This is a genomic window from Mucilaginibacter gotjawali, assembly GCF_002355435.1.
Lineage (GTDB): Bacteria > Bacteroidota > Bacteroidia > Sphingobacteriales > Sphingobacteriaceae > Mucilaginibacter > Mucilaginibacter gotjawali.
Genome location: NZ_AP017313.1, coordinates 6,099,105 through 6,115,894 on the forward strand (window position 1 = coordinate 6,099,105; position 16,790 = coordinate 6,115,894).

17 protein-coding genes and 1 pseudogene are annotated in these 16,790 nt (G+C 45.3%); 8 read left to right on the forward strand and 10 right to left on the reverse strand.

What is annotated here, in order from left to right:
- Positions 1–23: 23 nt before the first annotated feature.
- From MgSA37_RS26850 to mfd, 5 genes and pseudogenes are all read right to left on the reverse strand, one after another.
- Positions 24–677: a cyclase family protein gene (locus MgSA37_RS26850; RefSeq protein WP_096356778.1), complete on the reverse strand. Its 654-nt coding sequence runs from the start codon at positions 675–677 to the stop codon at positions 24–26.
- A gap of 64 nt (positions 678–741) precedes the next feature.
- A complete protein-coding gene (locus MgSA37_RS26855) occupies positions 742–1,224 on the reverse strand; it encodes a hypothetical protein (protein WP_096356780.1) in 483 nt (160 codons plus the stop codon).
- Positions 1,188–1,739 (reverse strand): type II toxin-antitoxin system antitoxin DNA ADP-ribosyl glycohydrolase DarG, encoded by a 552-nt coding sequence (darG, locus tag MgSA37_RS26860; protein ID WP_096356782.1) that lies wholly within the window; start codon positions 1,737–1,739, stop codon positions 1,188–1,190. Before darG ends, MgSA37_RS26855 begins: the two co-directional genes overlap by 37 nt.
- Positions 1,726–2,307, reverse strand: coding sequence for a type II toxin-antitoxin system toxin DNA ADP-ribosyl transferase DarT (gene darT / locus MgSA37_RS26865; protein WP_157750762.1), 582 nt, complete (start codon positions 2,305–2,307; stop codon positions 1,726–1,728). The genes darG and darT overlap by 14 nt, the downstream gene beginning before the upstream one ends.
- A 99-nt stretch (positions 2,308–2,406) precedes the next feature.
- Positions 2,407–5,759, reverse strand: a pseudogene (mfd, locus tag MgSA37_RS26870) (transcription-repair coupling factor).
- A 231-nt stretch (positions 5,760–5,990) separates the two neighbouring features.
- Here mfd and MgSA37_RS26875 point away from each other — a divergent pair.
- On the forward strand, positions 5,991–6,395 hold the full coding sequence (locus MgSA37_RS26875; RefSeq protein WP_096356786.1) for a DUF4199 domain-containing protein: 405 nt from the start codon (positions 5,991–5,993) through the stop codon (positions 6,393–6,395).
- Entirely contained in the window at positions 6,388–6,702 is a 315-nt protein-coding gene (locus MgSA37_RS26880; RefSeq protein WP_221199389.1) for a DUF2752 domain-containing protein, read from the forward strand. The genes MgSA37_RS26875 and MgSA37_RS26880 overlap by 8 nt, the downstream gene beginning before the upstream one ends.
- 100 nt (positions 6,703–6,802) lie before the next feature.
- Here MgSA37_RS26880 and MgSA37_RS26885 read toward each other — a convergent pair whose 3' ends face one another.
- From MgSA37_RS26885 to epsC, 3 genes are all read right to left on the reverse strand, one after another.
- Positions 6,803–7,606 (reverse strand): SDR family oxidoreductase, encoded by an 804-nt coding sequence (locus MgSA37_RS26885; RefSeq protein ID WP_096356788.1) that lies wholly within the window; start codon positions 7,604–7,606, stop codon positions 6,803–6,805.
- A gap of 103 nt (positions 7,607–7,709) precedes the next feature.
- Positions 7,710–8,582 (reverse strand): cysteine synthase CysM, encoded by an 873-nt coding sequence (cysM, locus tag MgSA37_RS26890; RefSeq protein ID WP_096356790.1) that lies wholly within the window; start codon positions 8,580–8,582, stop codon positions 7,710–7,712.
- A 5-nt stretch (positions 8,583–8,587) separates the two neighbouring features.
- Positions 8,588–9,397, reverse strand: coding sequence for a serine O-acetyltransferase EpsC (epsC, locus tag MgSA37_RS26895; protein WP_096356792.1), 810 nt, complete (start codon positions 9,395–9,397; stop codon positions 8,588–8,590).
- 292 nt (positions 9,398–9,689) lie between these two features.
- Here epsC and MgSA37_RS26900 point away from each other — a divergent pair, with 292 nt between their 5' ends.
- Both MgSA37_RS26900 and MgSA37_RS26905 read left to right on the forward strand, forming a co-directional pair.
- On the forward strand, positions 9,690–10,481 hold the full coding sequence (locus tag MgSA37_RS26900) for an NIPSNAP family protein (protein WP_096356794.1): 792 nt from the start codon (positions 9,690–9,692) through the stop codon (positions 10,479–10,481).
- A gap of 71 nt (positions 10,482–10,552) precedes the next feature.
- Positions 10,553–11,428: a TIM barrel protein gene (locus MgSA37_RS26905; RefSeq protein WP_096356796.1), complete on the forward strand. Its 876-nt coding sequence runs from the start codon at positions 10,553–10,555 to the stop codon at positions 11,426–11,428.
- Positions 11,429–11,499: 71 nt separating this feature from the next.
- Here the strand turns inward: MgSA37_RS26905 and MgSA37_RS26910 are convergent, their stop codons facing one another.
- Both MgSA37_RS26910 and MgSA37_RS26915 read right to left on the reverse strand, forming a co-directional pair.
- The gene (locus MgSA37_RS26910) at positions 11,500–13,620 is read right to left on the reverse strand and encodes a beta-N-acetylhexosaminidase (RefSeq protein WP_096356798.1); all 2,121 of its coding nucleotides are present in this window, start codon (positions 13,618–13,620) and stop codon (positions 11,500–11,502) included.
- 9 nt (positions 13,621–13,629) lie between these two features.
- Entirely contained in the window at positions 13,630–14,229 is a 600-nt protein-coding gene (locus tag MgSA37_RS26915) for a TetR/AcrR family transcriptional regulator (RefSeq protein ID WP_096356800.1), read from the reverse strand.
- Between the two features lie 180 nt (positions 14,230–14,409).
- Between MgSA37_RS26915 and MgSA37_RS26920 the strand changes: the two genes are divergently transcribed.
- From MgSA37_RS26920 to MgSA37_RS29275, 4 genes are all read left to right on the forward strand, one after another.
- Positions 14,410–14,922, forward strand: a complete 513-nt coding sequence (locus MgSA37_RS26920) for a peroxiredoxin (protein WP_096356801.1) — start codon at positions 14,410–14,412, stop codon at positions 14,920–14,922.
- A 320-nt stretch (positions 14,923–15,242) separates the two neighbouring features.
- Positions 15,243–15,629: a DUF1475 family protein gene (locus MgSA37_RS26925; RefSeq protein ID WP_096356803.1), complete on the forward strand. Its 387-nt coding sequence runs from the start codon at positions 15,243–15,245 to the stop codon at positions 15,627–15,629.
- On the forward strand, positions 15,622–16,416 hold the full coding sequence (locus MgSA37_RS26930) for a DUF1295 domain-containing protein (RefSeq protein WP_096356805.1): 795 nt from the start codon (positions 15,622–15,624) through the stop codon (positions 16,414–16,416). The genes MgSA37_RS26925 and MgSA37_RS26930 overlap by 8 nt, the downstream gene beginning before the upstream one ends.
- Positions 16,417–16,572: 156 nt before the next feature.
- Positions 16,573–16,752 (forward strand): hypothetical protein, encoded by a 180-nt coding sequence (locus MgSA37_RS29275; protein WP_232010740.1) that lies wholly within the window; start codon positions 16,573–16,575, stop codon positions 16,750–16,752.
- The last annotated feature ends 38 nt before the right edge of the window (positions 16,753–16,790 follow it).

Below are 16,790 nucleotides of genomic sequence, written 5' to 3' on the forward strand. Positions count from 1 at the left end.
TACATGTTTCGATTGGTTAGCGGCTATCCCACGCGCGCATATGCCCTCACCGCAAATGTCCCGGCACCTTTAATCTTGGGCGGTACGGCATTAAACTGAAAACCACTTCCGGGTAATTTATCGAGGTTGCATAAATGCTCGCAGATCAATATTTCGGCGCCCAGCAGGGTAGTATGTACGGGCCGCGTTTTACCTGCGGTATTATCTATATTATGACTATCGATACCTACCAGCCTGACACCGGCATCACGCAGGTAAATTGCTGCCTCTTCGGTTAAATACGGATGCCCCTCAAAATAGTTAACTGTGTTCCAATGCCGGGCCCAGTTGGTATACACCAGTATGGCTTTATTTTCGAGATCTTTTCCTGCAAAATATTCCTTTCCTATTGCGGTAGTATCGCTTGCATTAATGGTAATGGCATCCAGTTCGGCACATTGTTCCAAAGCAATTTCTGACAGGTCCTTACCATGCTCAAACCGGTGGAAGGGGCAATCCAAATAGGTGCCGGTGTTGGTCACCATTTCAATTTTCCCGATCTGGAACTCGGTGCCTGCTTCATAAAACTGTTTGGAGTTTTCACGGCTCAAATAATCGCAAATGATAGGCGCGGGCAAGCCTTTGTAGGTGATCAGGCCGTCAAAAATAGTATGGGAAAGGTCGATGAGGGTGGACATGGGAAAAGAACCAAATTTTACTCCGAATAAAGTATATTGCGGTATTTATCGAGATGATTAATAGCTAACTGTATATGATGCAATGGAAATAAGTCTTTTTTCTCTGCGACCATAATTCTTTTTTAATACTTTCTGCCTCCGTTAACGAATCAGTGTGACTTAAAAAATCTACAGTAGCCAATAGTTCCAACCCATAAGGAGATTCAAATCCTTGAATAAACTCAGCGACTTTATCCAATCTTTCTTTTTCTATCATTGAGGCAGATTTATCAATAAAGTCTTTTACTTCGTCTCTCTTTGAAGCAACAAGCTCAAGCGTTTCAAAAGGCTTCGCTTCTTTTTGTTCATACCCTTTTATGTAGTATCCATTTAAAGCATACAGCACATGCCGTACTTTACCAGAATACGGCCCATATAGGCCTTTTTTAAAATCAAGTTTTAATTGTGTTTCGCCGAACCGCTGTAAAAAGTAACTTAATTTTTCCGCTGCAAACTCACTCGCGAACTCACCTAATGCGCGATACTTATATAATAGATATAATAGCATCGCTCTTGCCTGAGTAAGTTTGGCAGCCGACGGCTTTTCTTCTTTTTCAATGCCTCCTTTATAGCTAAAGAGGGTTCATAAACAAATACATTTATATCTAAATCTGATAGCGCTTCAACAATTATCGGCTTTACGTCATCCCAGTTAAGTCCTCCATTACCGCAACCTAACGGAGGCACGGCGATTGATTCGATCTTAAGCACTTTAACTTGCTTATGCAAATCTTTAAGCCCATCTTTTATCCATTCTATTTTTGACGGATACCTCCAATGGGCTTTCGTAGGGAAATTAACTATATATTTTACGCCGTTTAACCCGTTAACTGGAACAACCTGAACTTTGCCCACAGTAATTTCTTTTCGGTTAACCGCTTCTGTATACTCCTTGTAATTTTCTGGAAATTCATTCTTAAATTGCAGTGCAATTCCTTTCCCCATTACACCAACTGTATTGACGGTATTCACTAAAGCCTCCGCTTTAGCGTCAAGGATATTGCCTACTTTATAAATTATCATAATATAGCTTAGTCGGCGATACTTTTATCGGGATATTTAAATCAACTTCTTTTAACAAATGTAATACATTTTGTTTTGCTGTATTGTTAAATACCCCTATATAGTCGATACAACTTACTGGCAAATGATGTTTTATTAACAATTCTGATTGCTTTTTCTGTTTCCTGAGTAAATCCGTTTCGTCACTTTTCCAATAAGTGTTGTAAATGGTTTCCCAATCCAACAATGCAAAGTCAGCTTCTGTTACATAAGCCGTCGTCGTTTCGCTACGCGCGTTACCATCGGTAAAGAAATAAACCAAATTATGTGATTTAACTTGATCAAAAGATGAAATTATATATACTATATCTTCTTGCGGGTATTTCGTGATATCTTCATATCCTAACGCTATTTGATATAACATCGGGGAACGCGGGCCAAGGTAAAATGGAACGTATTCAGATAATTTGCCGCCGGGTGGATTGCGAGCATCCAAGCTTTTTCGGTAATTTATAAGGGATGGATCTCCGATTTTAATATAAGCCGGATCGAAGTTTGGTGATTCACTGGCGTAAATACCATTTCTCAATATAAAGTTTAAATTCTTTATATGGGTAATGCGATAAAGCCATATATTCTTTGGAACATTCAATAAGCAAATATACTTTATTAAGTTTAACAGATCGCCTCACACCCCCACCGGCTCCGCAACCTCTGTCAGTAAATTCACCGCCTGGTTAATGCTGTTTACGCCTTCCACGCTCAACCTTAAAGAGTTTTTAACCTCTTTTAAATTGCATCTGCGGGGGTTAGCCTGCATAAAAGCGAGTACATTCCTAAAAGCGTCAGTTTCAAAATAGGGCGATTGCTGGTTGGCGATAAAATAACCGCGGAGGACGTTCTTTTTGAGGGAGAGTTTTTCAAAACCAATGGCCCTGCCCAGCCATTGCAGGCGCATCGTGTTCAGCAGGTCGTTTACCTGCGGTGGTATTGGGCCAAAGCGGTCTATCAGTTGTTGTTTAAAAGCTTTCAGCTCCACCTCATTTTCCAGTTTGGAAAGATCGGTGTATAAATTATAGCGTTCGGAGATGCTGGTCACATACTCATCCGGGATCAGGATCTCCTGGTCGGTATCTATCTGGGTAAAGGAAATAAACGGCCGTGGTTTTTCATCGGTAAACAAACCTTTAAATTCATCATCCTTTAATTCCTGTATCGCCTCGTCCAATATCTTATGGTACATTTCAAAGCCGATCTCGGCAATAAAGCCGCTTTGCTCGGCACCCAGCAGGTTGCCGCTGCCGCGGATATCCAGGTCGCGCATGGCCACGTTAAAACCGCTCCCCAGGTCGCTGAATTCTTCAATGGCGCTTAGCCGTTTACGGGCTTCGCTGGTGAGGGTGGATAACGGCGGGCTCAGCAAATAACAATAAGCTTTTTTATTGCTGCGGCCAACACGCCCCCGCATCTGGTGCAGGTCACTTAAGCCGAACATATGAGCATAATTAATGATGATGGTATTCGCATTCGGGATATCAAGCCCGGCTTCAATAATGGTAGTGGCCACCAGCACATCGTACTCGTTGTTCACAAACTTCAGCATTACATCTTCCAGCGCGTCGCCTTCCAGTTGCCCGTGGGCAATGCCTACCCGTGCTTTCGGCACCAGTTTATGGATCATCCCGCCCAGCTGCGGCAGGTCGGCAACCCGGTTATGGATAAAAAACACCTGTCCCCCGCGGTCTATTTCATGTTCAATAGCTTCTTTGATCAGCGTATCATTAAAAACATGCAGTTCGGTAACTACCGGCTGCCGGTTGGGTGGAGGCGTAGAGATAATGGAAAGATCTCTCGCACCCATCAGCGAAAAGTGAAGCGTGCGCGGTATAGGGGTTGCCGTTAACGTGAGCGTATCCACATTGGCGCGCATTTGCTTCAGTTTTTCCTTGGTGGAAACACCGAACTTTTGTTCTTCGTCAATGATCATCAGGCCCAAATCCTTAAACTTCACATCCTTGCTCACCAGGCGATGCGTGCCGATGATGATATCTACCTTGCCGTTCTTCAGGTTCTCCAGCGTGTCTTTGATCTGCTTGCTGGTTTTAAAACGGTTCACATAATCAATATTGCAGGGGAAACCTTTCAGGCGGTCGCTAAAGGTTTTGTAATGTTGGGCGGCAAGGATGGTCGTCGGCACCAGGATGGCCACCTGCTTGCTATCTGCAACGGCTTTAAATGCCGCCCGGATAGCCACTTCAGTTTTACCAAAACCCACATCGCCGCAAATCAGCCGGTCCATCGGGTGCGGCGATTCCATATCCTTTTTAAAATCGCTGGTCGCTTTTTCCTGGTCGGGGGTGTCCTCGTAAATAAAGGAGGCTTCCAATTCAGTTTGCAGGTAGGTATCGGGCGAAAAAGCATTCCCGTTCTGTGCTTTGCGTACCGCGTAAAGCTTGATCAGGTCGCGGGCAATGTCTTTAACTTTTTTTTTGTGGTTTTCTTTAGCTTTTCCCAGGTATCGGTGCCAAGTTTATTCATCCTCGGCACAGTGCCCTCCTTGCCACTATATTTGGAGATGCGGTTAAGCGAATTGATGTTTACATACAGCAGGTCGTTATCGGCATACATCAGCCTGATCATTTCCTGGTTTTTGCCGTTTACTTCTACTTTTTCCAGCCCGGCATATTTGCCGATGCCATGGTCTATGTGGGTAACATAATCGCCCGGTTTTAGTTCCCGCAGTTCTTTAAGGGTAATGGCCTGCGAGCGCTGGTAACCTTTTTTAAGTTTGTATTTATAATACCGGTCGAAAATCTGGTGATCGGTATAGCAGGCCAGTTTTTGTTCCCTGTCTACAAAGCCTTCGCGGATAGAAATACTGATGGGGGTAAACTTTACGGTTTTATCCAGGTCCTCCAGTATCGCGTACAGCCGTTCCACCTGGCGGGCGCTATCCGTAAGGATAAAGTTTTCGATATGCTCCGCCTCGTTATTTTTAAAATTATGGATCAGCAGGCTGAAATCTTTATTGAAGGAAGGCTGCGGGCGCATGTCAAAATTAATTGCGGCGGTCGCCTGGTAAAAAAACTGCTTGCCAAATTCTACCACCGCAAAATCATGCAATTGGTCGGCAATCAGTTTTTCATCGGTAAAACCAAATTTAGGGTCTATCCAGTCCGGGTTTTTATTTTTTTCTTCTGCGGATAAGGCTTTCCACAGTTGTGTTGCTTTTTTGTACCCGCTCTGGATAATATCCAGCGTAAACTGTACATCCTTTATCCAAACCTGGCTATCGCTGTCAACATATTCCATCAGCGAAATATTGTTTTCAGTAAGGAATTTGGATTGAACATTCGGTACGATGGTAATTGTCTTTACCTGTTCAACTGAGAGCTGGCTCTCAATCTCAAAGGTCCGTATCGACTCAATAAAATCGCCAAAAAATTCCACCCGGTAAGGCAGTTCGTGCGAAAAGGAAAATATATCAACAATGCCGCCGCGGATAGAAAACTGCCCCGGTTCGTAAACAAAGTCGACCCGGTCAAAATCGTACTCAATTAAAAACTCGTTGATAAAATCGATACTCAGCTTATTGCTGACGGCAATTTCAAGCGTGTTTTTTTCAAGAGAGGCCCTGTCGATCACCTTTTCGGCCAATGCCTCAGGGTAAGTAACAATCAGCTGCCCGAATTCGGTGGAATGGTTCAGTTCATTCAGTACCTCGGCGCGTGCCAGCACATTGCTGCTGTCGGGCTGGGTAAATTCAAAAGGTTTGCGGTAGGATGATGGGAAAAGTAATATTTCTTTACCTGTAAGGTTCTCCAGGTCGGCCTGGAAATAACCGGCTTCTTCGCGGTCGGGCAGCACAAAAATCATATGCTTGTGCTGCAAAAAATACAAAGCTACCGCCACGGCAGAATCTCCTGACCCCACCAATCCACGTAACTGGATCCTCGGACTTTTTGCCGCATTCAGCGCCTGCGCCAATGCTTTTATCCGTTCATCAGTTTTATAGCGTTCTAAAATATCACGGATGTTCAAACTATCGCAAATATACGCAAAAAAGGTTTTTTAATTTTAAAATGCTTTCCGGTTGTAAAATATCCCAAACAATTTGGGTTGATAATTACTTTTATTGTTAAATTTATATAAGAATAGTGATTGATGGCCGGAGATTAAAGATTTGCCATTAGTTCCATGTCGGAACTTGCCTGATCTCTAACCTCTAATACCCAATCTCCAAGCCCAACCTCTAACCACTAAATTATAACCATGAAGAATGCAATTACATTTGGCCTTTTTATAGGCATTTTAAGCGGCCTGTGGATATTTATAATTCCAAAGTTTGGCCTTACACCGCAAAGCGGTTTTATGTCGCCGGTAGAGTATTGTGCGGGCCTGATCCCGCTGATCGGGCTATATTTTGGCGTAAGAAGTTACCGCAATAACGATTGTAAGGGCAAAATGGGCTTTTTGGAAGGATTGATACAGGGGTTTAAAATATTGCTGATCGGTGGGGTGGTGGCAGTTGCCGCCGCCATTGTTTATGTTGATGAAATAAACAGGCAGGACATTACCGATTTTTCAGGCAGAATGTTTGGCGCATTATTGGTAGGTTTACTACTGGCTTTGGGCGTAGCGGCCCTTTTTACAACAAAGCACAATAAGGTTGATTAAACAGCTTTTTAATAAATATTTTGAACTGGTTTTTTGGATCGCTGCGTTGGTTTCACTGGCGCTTACCGATCCGACCAGCCAGGCTCATTTTTCTTTATGCCCCTTAAAGGCCATGGGCTTTAAATGGTGCCCCGGCTGCGGTTTGGGGCATGCTATTTCTTTTCTATTCCATGGTGATATCCGCGCGTCGTTCCATGCGCATTGGCTGGGAATCCCCACAGTCATGATGCTTTTGTATCGTATTTATACTTTGACCAGGCAGCGGGTAAAACCCGGGATAGCATTTGGTGCGACGAAAGCCTTATGATGATAAAAGCCTTCCTGAAGGGTTTTTCCCCATTTCTTCCATAAGCAGAGAAGCTGATCGTTTCTCCTGACACAATGGTTTTGACAAGCCCGGGAGGCCGCTACTTCGGCACCAGCTTCGGCGCAATCCTGGTAAACACACCCGGCGCAAAACGCATTACCCAAATAGCGAATCTTTCGCCGCTAAATTTGCCAATATAAGCCTCAAAGGCGCCTCGTTTGATGACTTTCATGATCTGAATGGCCGCACGGTCAGCGGATAGTCCATTTTCAATGTTTTCGGAAGGCTTACTCAGCCCATAAGGTTTATTGGTGACAGCGTAGCGTGAAATATTGGTACGGATATAACCGGGCGTTAGAATGGTGACTTTGATGTTATCCGCCGCTACTTCCGCCCGAAGGCAGTCAAAAAAACCATGCAGGGCATGTTTAGCTGCGGCGTAGGCAGAGCGCATAGGCGTGCCGATCTTCCCCATCACGCTGCTGGTTACTACAAAATGCCCCGCCTTACGCGCCACGAAATGCGGCAGCAAGGCCCGGGTAAGTTCCACATAGCTAAAATAATCCACTTCCATTACCCGGCGGTGCGCCTCCATGCCGGTTTCCATCACCAGCCCGCGTTGGGTAACCCCGCCGTTATGCACCATGATATCGATATGCCCGAAACAAGCGATGGCGTCAGCAACCTTGCCCTCCAGTGAAGCCGCGTCGGCCAGGTCGAGTTGCAATAACTGCACGCTTCCCGGAACACTGCAAGCCTGTTTAACTCGCTCCAGTTCATCCATCCTGCGGCCCGATAAGATCAGCTTTGCGCCTGCTGCCGCCATGGCGTAAGCCAGCGCCTCGCCAATGCCGGATGAAGCGCCGGTTATCCAGGTAACTTTGTTGTTGAAGTGGTTGTTCATAGGGTTTGAGGTTAGGCTGGGAGAGCAATTTTTGCTTTAATTTAAATAAAATCGAATTGTTGGAACGTTTGAAAAATATTTTTAATCGTAGGGGCGACCCTTGTTACCCAAACAACTCGCTGCTCAAATACCGGTCGCCGCGGTCGCAGCAGATGAAAACGATGGTGCCTTCGGTCAGTTCTTCAGCCAGTTTAACGGCTGCTGCCATGGCGCCGCCGCTGCTCATGCCTGCAAAAATGGCTTCTTCTTTTGCCAGCCGGCGTGCCATAAGGGTAGCCTCGGCTTCGGATATATCCAACACGCGGTCCACCCGCTCCGGCTCAAAAATTTTGGGCAGGTATTCCACCGGCCAGCGGCGGATGCCCGGGATCGAGGAGCCTTCGGTCGGCTGGCAGCCTACAATTTGTATATCGGGGTTTACTTCTTTAAAATATCTTGAACAGCCCATAATGGTACCGGTGGTGCCCATCGAGCTAACAAAATGGGTGATCTGCCCTTCGGTATCTTTCCAGATCTCCGGGCCGGTAGTATGGTAATGGGCCAGGTAATTATCCGGGTTGGCAAACTGGTTTAACAGAAAATATTCGCCGCTGGCGCCTTTTTCTTCGGCATAATCCCGGCAAAGTTCAATACCTTCCAGCAGGGTAACCTTCGCGCCAAAGGCCTCCATGGTAAGTGTCCGTTCGCGGGTGGAGTTATCAGGCATGACCAGTTCGATCTCCAGCCCGTACAGGGAGGCGATCATCGCCAAAGCGATACCGGTATTGCCGCTGGTGGCCTCGATCAGTTTGGTGCCGGGCTTAATGTCGCCCCTTTCCATCGCACTTTTGATCATGTTTTTGGCTGCACGGTCCTTAACGCTTCCCCCGGGGTTATTGCCTTCCAGTTTGCCAAAAATGCGCACGTTTGGGTTTGGGTTGAGTTTTTTAATCTCTGCCATCGGGGTATTGCCGATCAGATCAATAATGCCTGCCATAAAACTTAAACTTTTTTCTTTTTAAATACGCTGATCTCCGACTTATGGTATACTGTTGAATGTGCAGGAACGCTTTTGGTAAGCCAAACATTCCCGCCGATAATGCTATCGTGGCCGATAACCGTTTCGCCGCCTAAAATGGTAGCGCCTGCGTAAATCACCACGTTATCTTCAACGGTGGGGTGGCGCTTGCTGTAAGCCATGCTTTTGTCAACGCTAAGAGCGCCTAAAGTAACCCCCTGGTACAGCTTTACATGTTTACCGATGATACAGCTTTCGCCGATGACGATGCCAGTGCCATGGTCGATATAGAAATATTCGTCGATCTGCGCTGCCGGATGGATATCGATCCCGGTTTTTGAATGCGCCCATTCTGTCAGGATCCGAGGCAGCAGCGGTACCTGGTGTTTGTATAAACTATGTGCCAGCCGGTAAAACGAAATAGCAAAAAAGCCTGGATAGGTACGGATTACTTCAAATTCGCTGCGTGCCGCCGGGTCGCCGTTAAAAATTGCCTGGATATCTGAATTTAAAACCCGGAAAAGGTTGGGCATTTCTTCAAAAAACAATTTGGCCAGCAACTCATTATTACAATCGCGGCAGGCGCGGGTAGCATTTAAAATATAGGCGAGCTCATTCTCCAGCCGGATGAATTCATTTTTTACCTGCTTAAAGTCGATATAGTCCTGTTTGGATTGTTCAGGAAACAATAAACGGATCACCTGCAGGGCCCATGCCGTAATTTCCTTATTGGAGGGCACGGCATCCACCAGCTGGTGTTTGTTGTAAATCTCCCTGTAAAATTGATCGTCCATTTTAAATTTAAGTCTATGATCGGAATGCTAAAAATCAGGTAAAATAATCGTTATAAAAAGACTTTCAAACCCGGGCGTACAAGTTTATATAAAATAATGTTGTTTGTTTGTAAAAAGAAGTGGAATAGTGATTAGAGACTGGAGATCAGAGATTAGGCCGAACTTGTGTCTTTTCCTGATTTCCAATCACCGGTCTCTAATCTCTAACAGAATGTTGATTAGAGTTTGGAGATCAGGTCGAAACTAATGTCTTTTCCTAATCTCTAATCTCCAGTCTCTAATCTCTAACACCATGCAACGACGTTCATTTGTGAAAACATCCTTACTGGCAACCGCAGCAACGGCGGTAAGCCCAAAACTAGGCAGCGCGGCCGAAAAGCTAAAAGGCTACAGGGAATTTTACGAACTAAGGGCTTATACCCTTAAAACAGAACAGCAGCAAAAGCTGGTTGAAGGCTATTTTAAAGATGCGCTGATCCCCGCGTTAAACCGTTTGGGCAGTAAGGCTATTGGTGTTTTCGCAGAGTTGAAACTTGCGGGGCAAACAAAAATCTATGCGCTGATCCCTTATAATTCATGGGACGATTTTATCAATGTGCAGGATAAACTGGCTGCCGACGCCGCTTATTTGGAGGCCGGTGCCGCTTACCTAAACGCCCCGGCGACTGATCCGGCTTATGAAAGGATAGAAAGTTCGCTATTAAAAGCCTTTGCCCATATGCCCAAAATGCAGGCGCCTGCACAAAAGCCGCGTATTTTTGAGTTGCGCCGTTATGAGCACGCCAGCGAAAGCGCAGGGCAAAAGAAACTGGAAATGTTTAACGATGCCGGCGAAATAGATATTTTTAAAAGGCTTGGGTTTGACCCCGTATTTTTCGGTGAAACCATTATCGGCGACCTGAGGCCCAATCTCACCTATATGGTCACTTTTGATGATATGGCCGCGCACGACAGCCATTGGAAAGCTTTTGGGAGCGATCCGGAGTGGAAGAAGATCAGCGCCATTCCTGAGTATGCCGATGCAAAGCTGGTTTCGCGCATTACCCCCACCTTTTTGGTGCCCTGTAAATGCTCTCAAATTTAATGTATTAAATTAGTGGCATTTTTTGATTGTGTCAATAATACACATATATTTACCTCACCAATTTATAAATCATGACAACCAGACGATCTTTCCTCAAAACTTCGGCGGTGCTTTCTGCCGGGCTGTTAGTGGCCCCTAAATTATTTGCTTACGATAAAAAATATATCGGGCTGCAGTTATACACCGTTCGCGACGCGATGGACAAGGACCCCCAGGGTACCCTGGCTAAAGTGGCAAAGGTTGGCTTTAACTCGGTTGAGGCGGCAACTTATACCGGCAGCGAAAAGTTTTACGGGATGGATGGGCTAACTTTTGCCAAAGTTTTAAAAGACAATGGCCTGAGTTTGATCAGCAGCCATTATCGTTTGGGTGAGGACATCCCCGGAAGTAAAGGCACGCTGTTAAATGACTGGCAGAAAGCAGTAGATGATGCCGCTCAAATCGGCCTTAAATATATGATCTGTGCATGGCTGTCCCCTGCCGAACGCGGGCTCCTTGATCATTACAAAAAAATTGCGGGTGATCTTAACACGGCCGGCGAAATATGCAAAAAAGCAGGTATCCAGCTTTGCTACCATAACCACGATTTTGAATTCATCAAACAGGATGGTAAATATCCGTACGAAATGCTGCTCATCAACAGCGACCCAGACCTGGTAAAAATGGAAATGGATATGTACTGGATGACCAAAGCCAAGCAAGACCCGATGACGCTGTTTAACCAATACCCGGGCCGTTTCCCGCTTTGGCATTTAAAAGATATGGACAATACGCCTGAACAAAAATTTACCGAAGTGGGCAATGGCATTATCGATTTTAAAGCCATATTAAAACATGCCAACAAAGCGGGGCTTAAATACTTTTTTGTTGAACAGGATATTTGCCCCGGCGATCCTTTCGACAGTATCACCAAAAGCTATAATTATATTAAAACCAATTTGGTTTAACGATCTAAAATCAATCATCTCTGGCCGGGCTTTCAATTGAAAGTCCGGCTTTTTTACGCGTTGAAGTTTGTTTAAAACATGGAATATGCAGCGGGTTCAGGTTTTAGTTTCCCGGTAACCAGCGCTTCAAGGGATTGGCCTATGGCCAGCTGAACATCATGGTGCGGTTTTTCCAGTTGCTGCAGTTGTTTAAGCTGATCATCCTTGATGCCTTCGTTATTTAATGCCTGTAAAGCAATGCCGGCCGCATTTGAAAGATTGTCAGACAGGTCGGCGATCTGCTGCAGGTACGGCGAGTTGGCCGCCAAAGCATCAAACCTCGCCTTATTACTTTGCCACCTTTGCAGTTGCGATTTAATTTGCGCCAGGCTGGCCGCATCGTGTTTATCCAGGTAGGTTGCTACCCAATGCCTGAAATACCAGCCGGTTTCCGAGTCCGTATGTACCGCATCGGCGATACCAACCAGCGGGGTGGTCAGGGTAGTTTTTGCATGAACCTCACCCGGAGATAATAGCGCTGCCATCAGGCGTTTGTATCCTTTTACCTGGGTGTAAACATTGCAAAGGGTTATGGCCGGGTTCAGATCCTCGTCGTTTACCCAACGGTCGGGTATTTTGATATAGTTGCCATATTCATTTACCGCCCTGTCGTTCAGTTCAAAATCCACGGCCCATAAACGGCGGTACATATCATCGGCATCCCTTACACCGGCAGCCGACCAGAATCTTTCTGCAATTGCGGCAGTACGTGGCCAAACGCGGATCTCTTCGTTGCCGCCGTCCACCAGTTCGCTCCACATCGCCGCTTCTCCGCCCAATATGCCTTTATCAGCCGCGGTTGCAGTAAGGTTGGCCGGAACCGGGTCGGTTAAATAGTGAATATAAGCCGGGAAATATAAATCCAAATAATAACCTGCTGAAACGATCACCTGGTTATGATGCCCTACAATGCTTTTTACCAGGGTATCCGCCGGCGCTGCAGGTTTCCATTTTTGGATGATCACATCCTGCGGAACAGTAGCGTTAAAGGTCTCTTCCCAGCCAATGATGCGTTTATTATATTTTTGGGCGATGCCATGCATGCGGTTAACAAAATAGGCCTGCAGGTCATCCGTGGTTTTCATACTTTTGGCTTTCATAAAGGCGGCTATTTGCGGGTTTTGTTTCCAGGCTACCCCGTTATTTTCATCTGCGCCAACGTGCAGGTACGCATCTGGAAAGATCCCGCTCATTTCCTTAAAAAAACGGTCGAAGAAAACGTAGGTGGTTTCTTTAGTTGGATCGATGGTGGGCGTTTGGGTTTGGTTAATCAGCTGCATGATCTTCCCAAGGCTGGGGTTTTTGATCGTGTCAACATTAAAACGCCTGGCGGGTTTGTAGCTGGCGGGGTAGCTGGCTAAAAAAGGATAAGCCGCTAAAATGCTTGAACAATGGCCCGGCAGGTCGAATTCAGGTACAATGATGATGCCCCGGTCATGTGCGTAATTCACCAGTTCTTTAACTTGGTCCTGGGTATAAAACGAGCCATTTGAGCCGTTTTCCTGCAGCTTCGGATAAACTTTCGATTCTACCCTGAAGCCTTCATCGTCCGAAAGGTGCAGGTGCAAAACATTCATTTTTACGATAGCCATCGCATCCACATTCCGTTTCAAAACGTCAAATGGTATAAAATGCCTTGCTACATCAATCATCAGCCCGCGCCATTTAAACCGTGGCACATCATTGATCTCAACAGCCGGACAATAAAAGCCGCTACCGGCAGGAGTTACCAACTGGTAAAGCGTTTCAAGGCCCCGCCCGGCGCCGATATCGGTGGGTGCGGTCAGCGCAATTTTTTCAGGGGTAACTGTTAAGGTATAACTCTCATCCATCCCTATTGCAGCGTTTATACTTTTTTGGTAACTGATCGTCAATTGCGCATCCGCAGGGTTCTCCTTACCTGAAATATATTCCTGCGGAAAAACAACACCGGTACGCTTTCCGAGCGTCAGGTAAAAACGGTTAGCTGCCGCAATCAATTTAGGGCTGCCCGGCCCGTTTATGCCAATAGCGAACCTGCCTGTAAAAACAAACTTACCGGTTTGCAATTTAACCGCTTGCGGCCGTGGCATCAGGTTAAGGGAATCGGGGGCCTGGGCGCCGGCTGATAAAAGGCCTGAAAAAATGAGCAGGGTTGTAAAAATGATGCGCATAATTTTAATTTAAATAGACAGTTCTTTCAATTGGGTTATTATCGCTAATCCTTTATCGGTGCATATTCCCCTTAAATAGATCACAATGGTATGTTTGATCAATTCACGCTTCAGGGTGAAGTCTTTATAAGTGCGATTGCGGGTAACCGAAGCATACATTACTGTAAGCGATTCCAAAACAATAGGGGCCTTCAAATAAGCCAAAAAATACCCTTCATTTATTCCCTGCTGAATAAGTGATGTTACCGTTTCAAGTGCGCTGCTTACATACTTTTTCATCACCTTATCCTGTAATTCGGGATAATAATAATTCAGGTCGTGGTAAAACAGGTGTGTGGTCCCAAAATCCAGTTCTATCGCTTTTGAATAGATGCTAACCAGGCCGGCCACGGGGTTAGGTGAATCACGGAGCATTTCCGCCATTCCTTTTTCGGTATCCTTATAATGCAGGCCCAGGCATTCTTCCAGCAACGCTTCCTTATTGCTGAAATATTTATACATGGTTTTTGTAGAGATCCCAAGTACCAATACCAGCTTTTGCAGGGTCATCTTGCGGATACCATGTTCAAGGAATTGCTGCAACGAAGTCTCCATAATTCTTTCTCTCATCAGTATTGCGGAAAATATTATTCAAAGATAATTTTCCGTTTGGTATTGGAAAATATTAGTAAAAAAATATTTTCCAAAAATTCTCTCTGCTTTAATGAATATATTTTCAATTCATAAATCGCAAATGGGATAAATTCCCGTATGTTGTATATGATGAAGAACAAATTACCCCGTTTCCTAATGGCTATACTATTACTGGTAGCTGTAAATTTTAAAGCCCGGGCGCAGGCTGCAAAAAGCACGCTGGCCGTGGGCGACAAAATGCCAAACTTTTCGCTGACCGACCAGGATGGAAAAGTTTATAATAGCAACGATCATACTGGCAAAAACATCCTTGTTATTTATTTTTACCCCAAAGATGAAAGCATGGTTTGCACCAAAGAAGCCTGCTCTTTTAGGGATAGTTTTAATGATTTTACCAGCGCCGGGGCAAAGGTTATCGGCATAAATGCCGGTACAGTTGCCAGCCATAAGGCATTCAGCGAACATTATAAACTGCCGTTTACATTGCTTAGCGATCCGGATAACAAGGTGTATGCCCTGTTTGGGGTAAAAAATAAAATGTTCATGACCGGCAGGGAAACGTTCATTGTGGATCTTCATGGCCGGATCGTTTTTGCCTACGAAGCCATGATGCAGGGTAAAAAGCATGCAGACGATGCGCTGGCGTTTATAAAGGCGCAGCGTAAATAGTTGATTGGGTTGATTAGGTGAATGGTTGATTAAGTTTGACCTATTTGACCAGTATGATCGCCCCAAGACAAAAAATAATTTTAAAATAGATATCGATGATTGAATGATTAAATTTTTAACCCAATCAACAATTCAACTTAATTAACTAATGATCTCCATCTTCTTCCTCTGCCACAGGTACCAGTCGCCCTTTTTCCAGGCATTTTTTTTGCGCAGGTGTGCTTCTCATAAAATGTTTAAAATGAATGGTTTTTGGGAGAGGACATTTTATTTAGCTACTTTTATTTTACAGGGATTCTCATTTTTAAAATCCAGGGCTTATACTATTACGCACTGGCTCCCCATTATCAGATTACGAAAAGCATAACCCAATGATCACTGCATTAAAAATCCTTTTTAGTATCCTGTTTGTGAGTATGTGCTATACCGTTATCAGCACCAGCATGCATAGCAATTTGTTTGAGCAATGGAATTTTCTGGCGACCATTCCCTGGATGCGTGCTACCCTTTGGGATTTTTATGCCAATGTAACCGTGATATTTTTGTGGGTATGTTATAAGGAAAATAGCGTGTTTTTGCGGATTGTGTGGTTAATATTGCTGGTAACACTGGGCAGCATAGGCTCTTGTGCCTATGTGCTGATCCAGCTTTTCAGGCTCAAACAAAATGAAGGTTTAAAAGAATTATTTGGCAAGCAAAATGGATAACAGTTCAATTTACGCACTGGTGGGCTATTCGGCACTGGCCTGTTGCGTCATCATGTTTTTGGTATGGCTCTGGTCGCTCAGGATAAAAAATGCAGGAGTAGTTGACATCTTCTGGTCATACAATTTTCCGATAATAGCCATCATCCTGTTGCTGCTGGCGCCGGGGTTTGAAACGCGAAAGCTGCTGCTCTGCGGTATGGTGATCATTGCCGGCGGGCGCCTGGGTACGCATTTGGCAGTAAGGGTATTAAAACACCTGCGGCAGGAGGAGCCGCGATACGCACAGATCCGCAAGGATTGGGGGAAAAATGCGGAAGTAAAAATGGCTTTTTTTTTCCAGGCGCAGGCCCTTTCGAACGTTTTGCTCGCTGTCCCATTTTTTATCATCACACTGAATACCGCCCCGCAACTTGGGGCGCTTGAATATGCCGGGACCGCTTTATGGCTGATCAGTGTGATTGGCGAAGCAACAGCTGATGCGCAGCTGGCCGCGTTTAAAAAAGACGCTGCCAATAAAGGCAAAGTTTGCGATACCGGCCTCTGGGGCTATTCAAGGCACCCCAATTATTTTTTTGAATGGCTGATGTGGGGCTCCTATTTTGTTTTTGCCCTGGGTTCCCCTTATGGCTACCTGGCCATTATCAGCCCGGCTATCATCCTTTACCTGTTGTTAAAGGTAACCGGCATCCCAGCTACCGAAGAGCAATCCCTGCGCACAAAGGGCGAAGCATTTAAAAAATATCAGCAAAAAACCAGCGCTTTTGTGCCCTGGTTTAAGAAGGCGTAGTGCGCCAATGTTTTATTTTTTACCCGTTCCGTTTTGCAGCCCTGAAAGGGCGCGATATGTCTGCGATGGGCATAGCCCATCGGACAAATAAATAAAAATAAAGCTTTTAAATCTGTTGCAATCTTTCACTACTTTAGCTTTTCAAACTTAACCTGCATGAAAAAACAAATTTTTACGCTCCTCATTTTCTGTGCATTTATAAGCCGGTCACTCGCGCAGGACCACTTGCTTTGGATGCAGCAACCTGCCATTTCGCCCGATGGCAACTGGATCGCTTTTGAATATAAAGGCAACCTGTTTAAGGTCTCATCCGCCGGGGGGCGGCAGTTCCTTTAACCATCAACAGCGCCTATAACGGCTACCCGGTTTGGAGC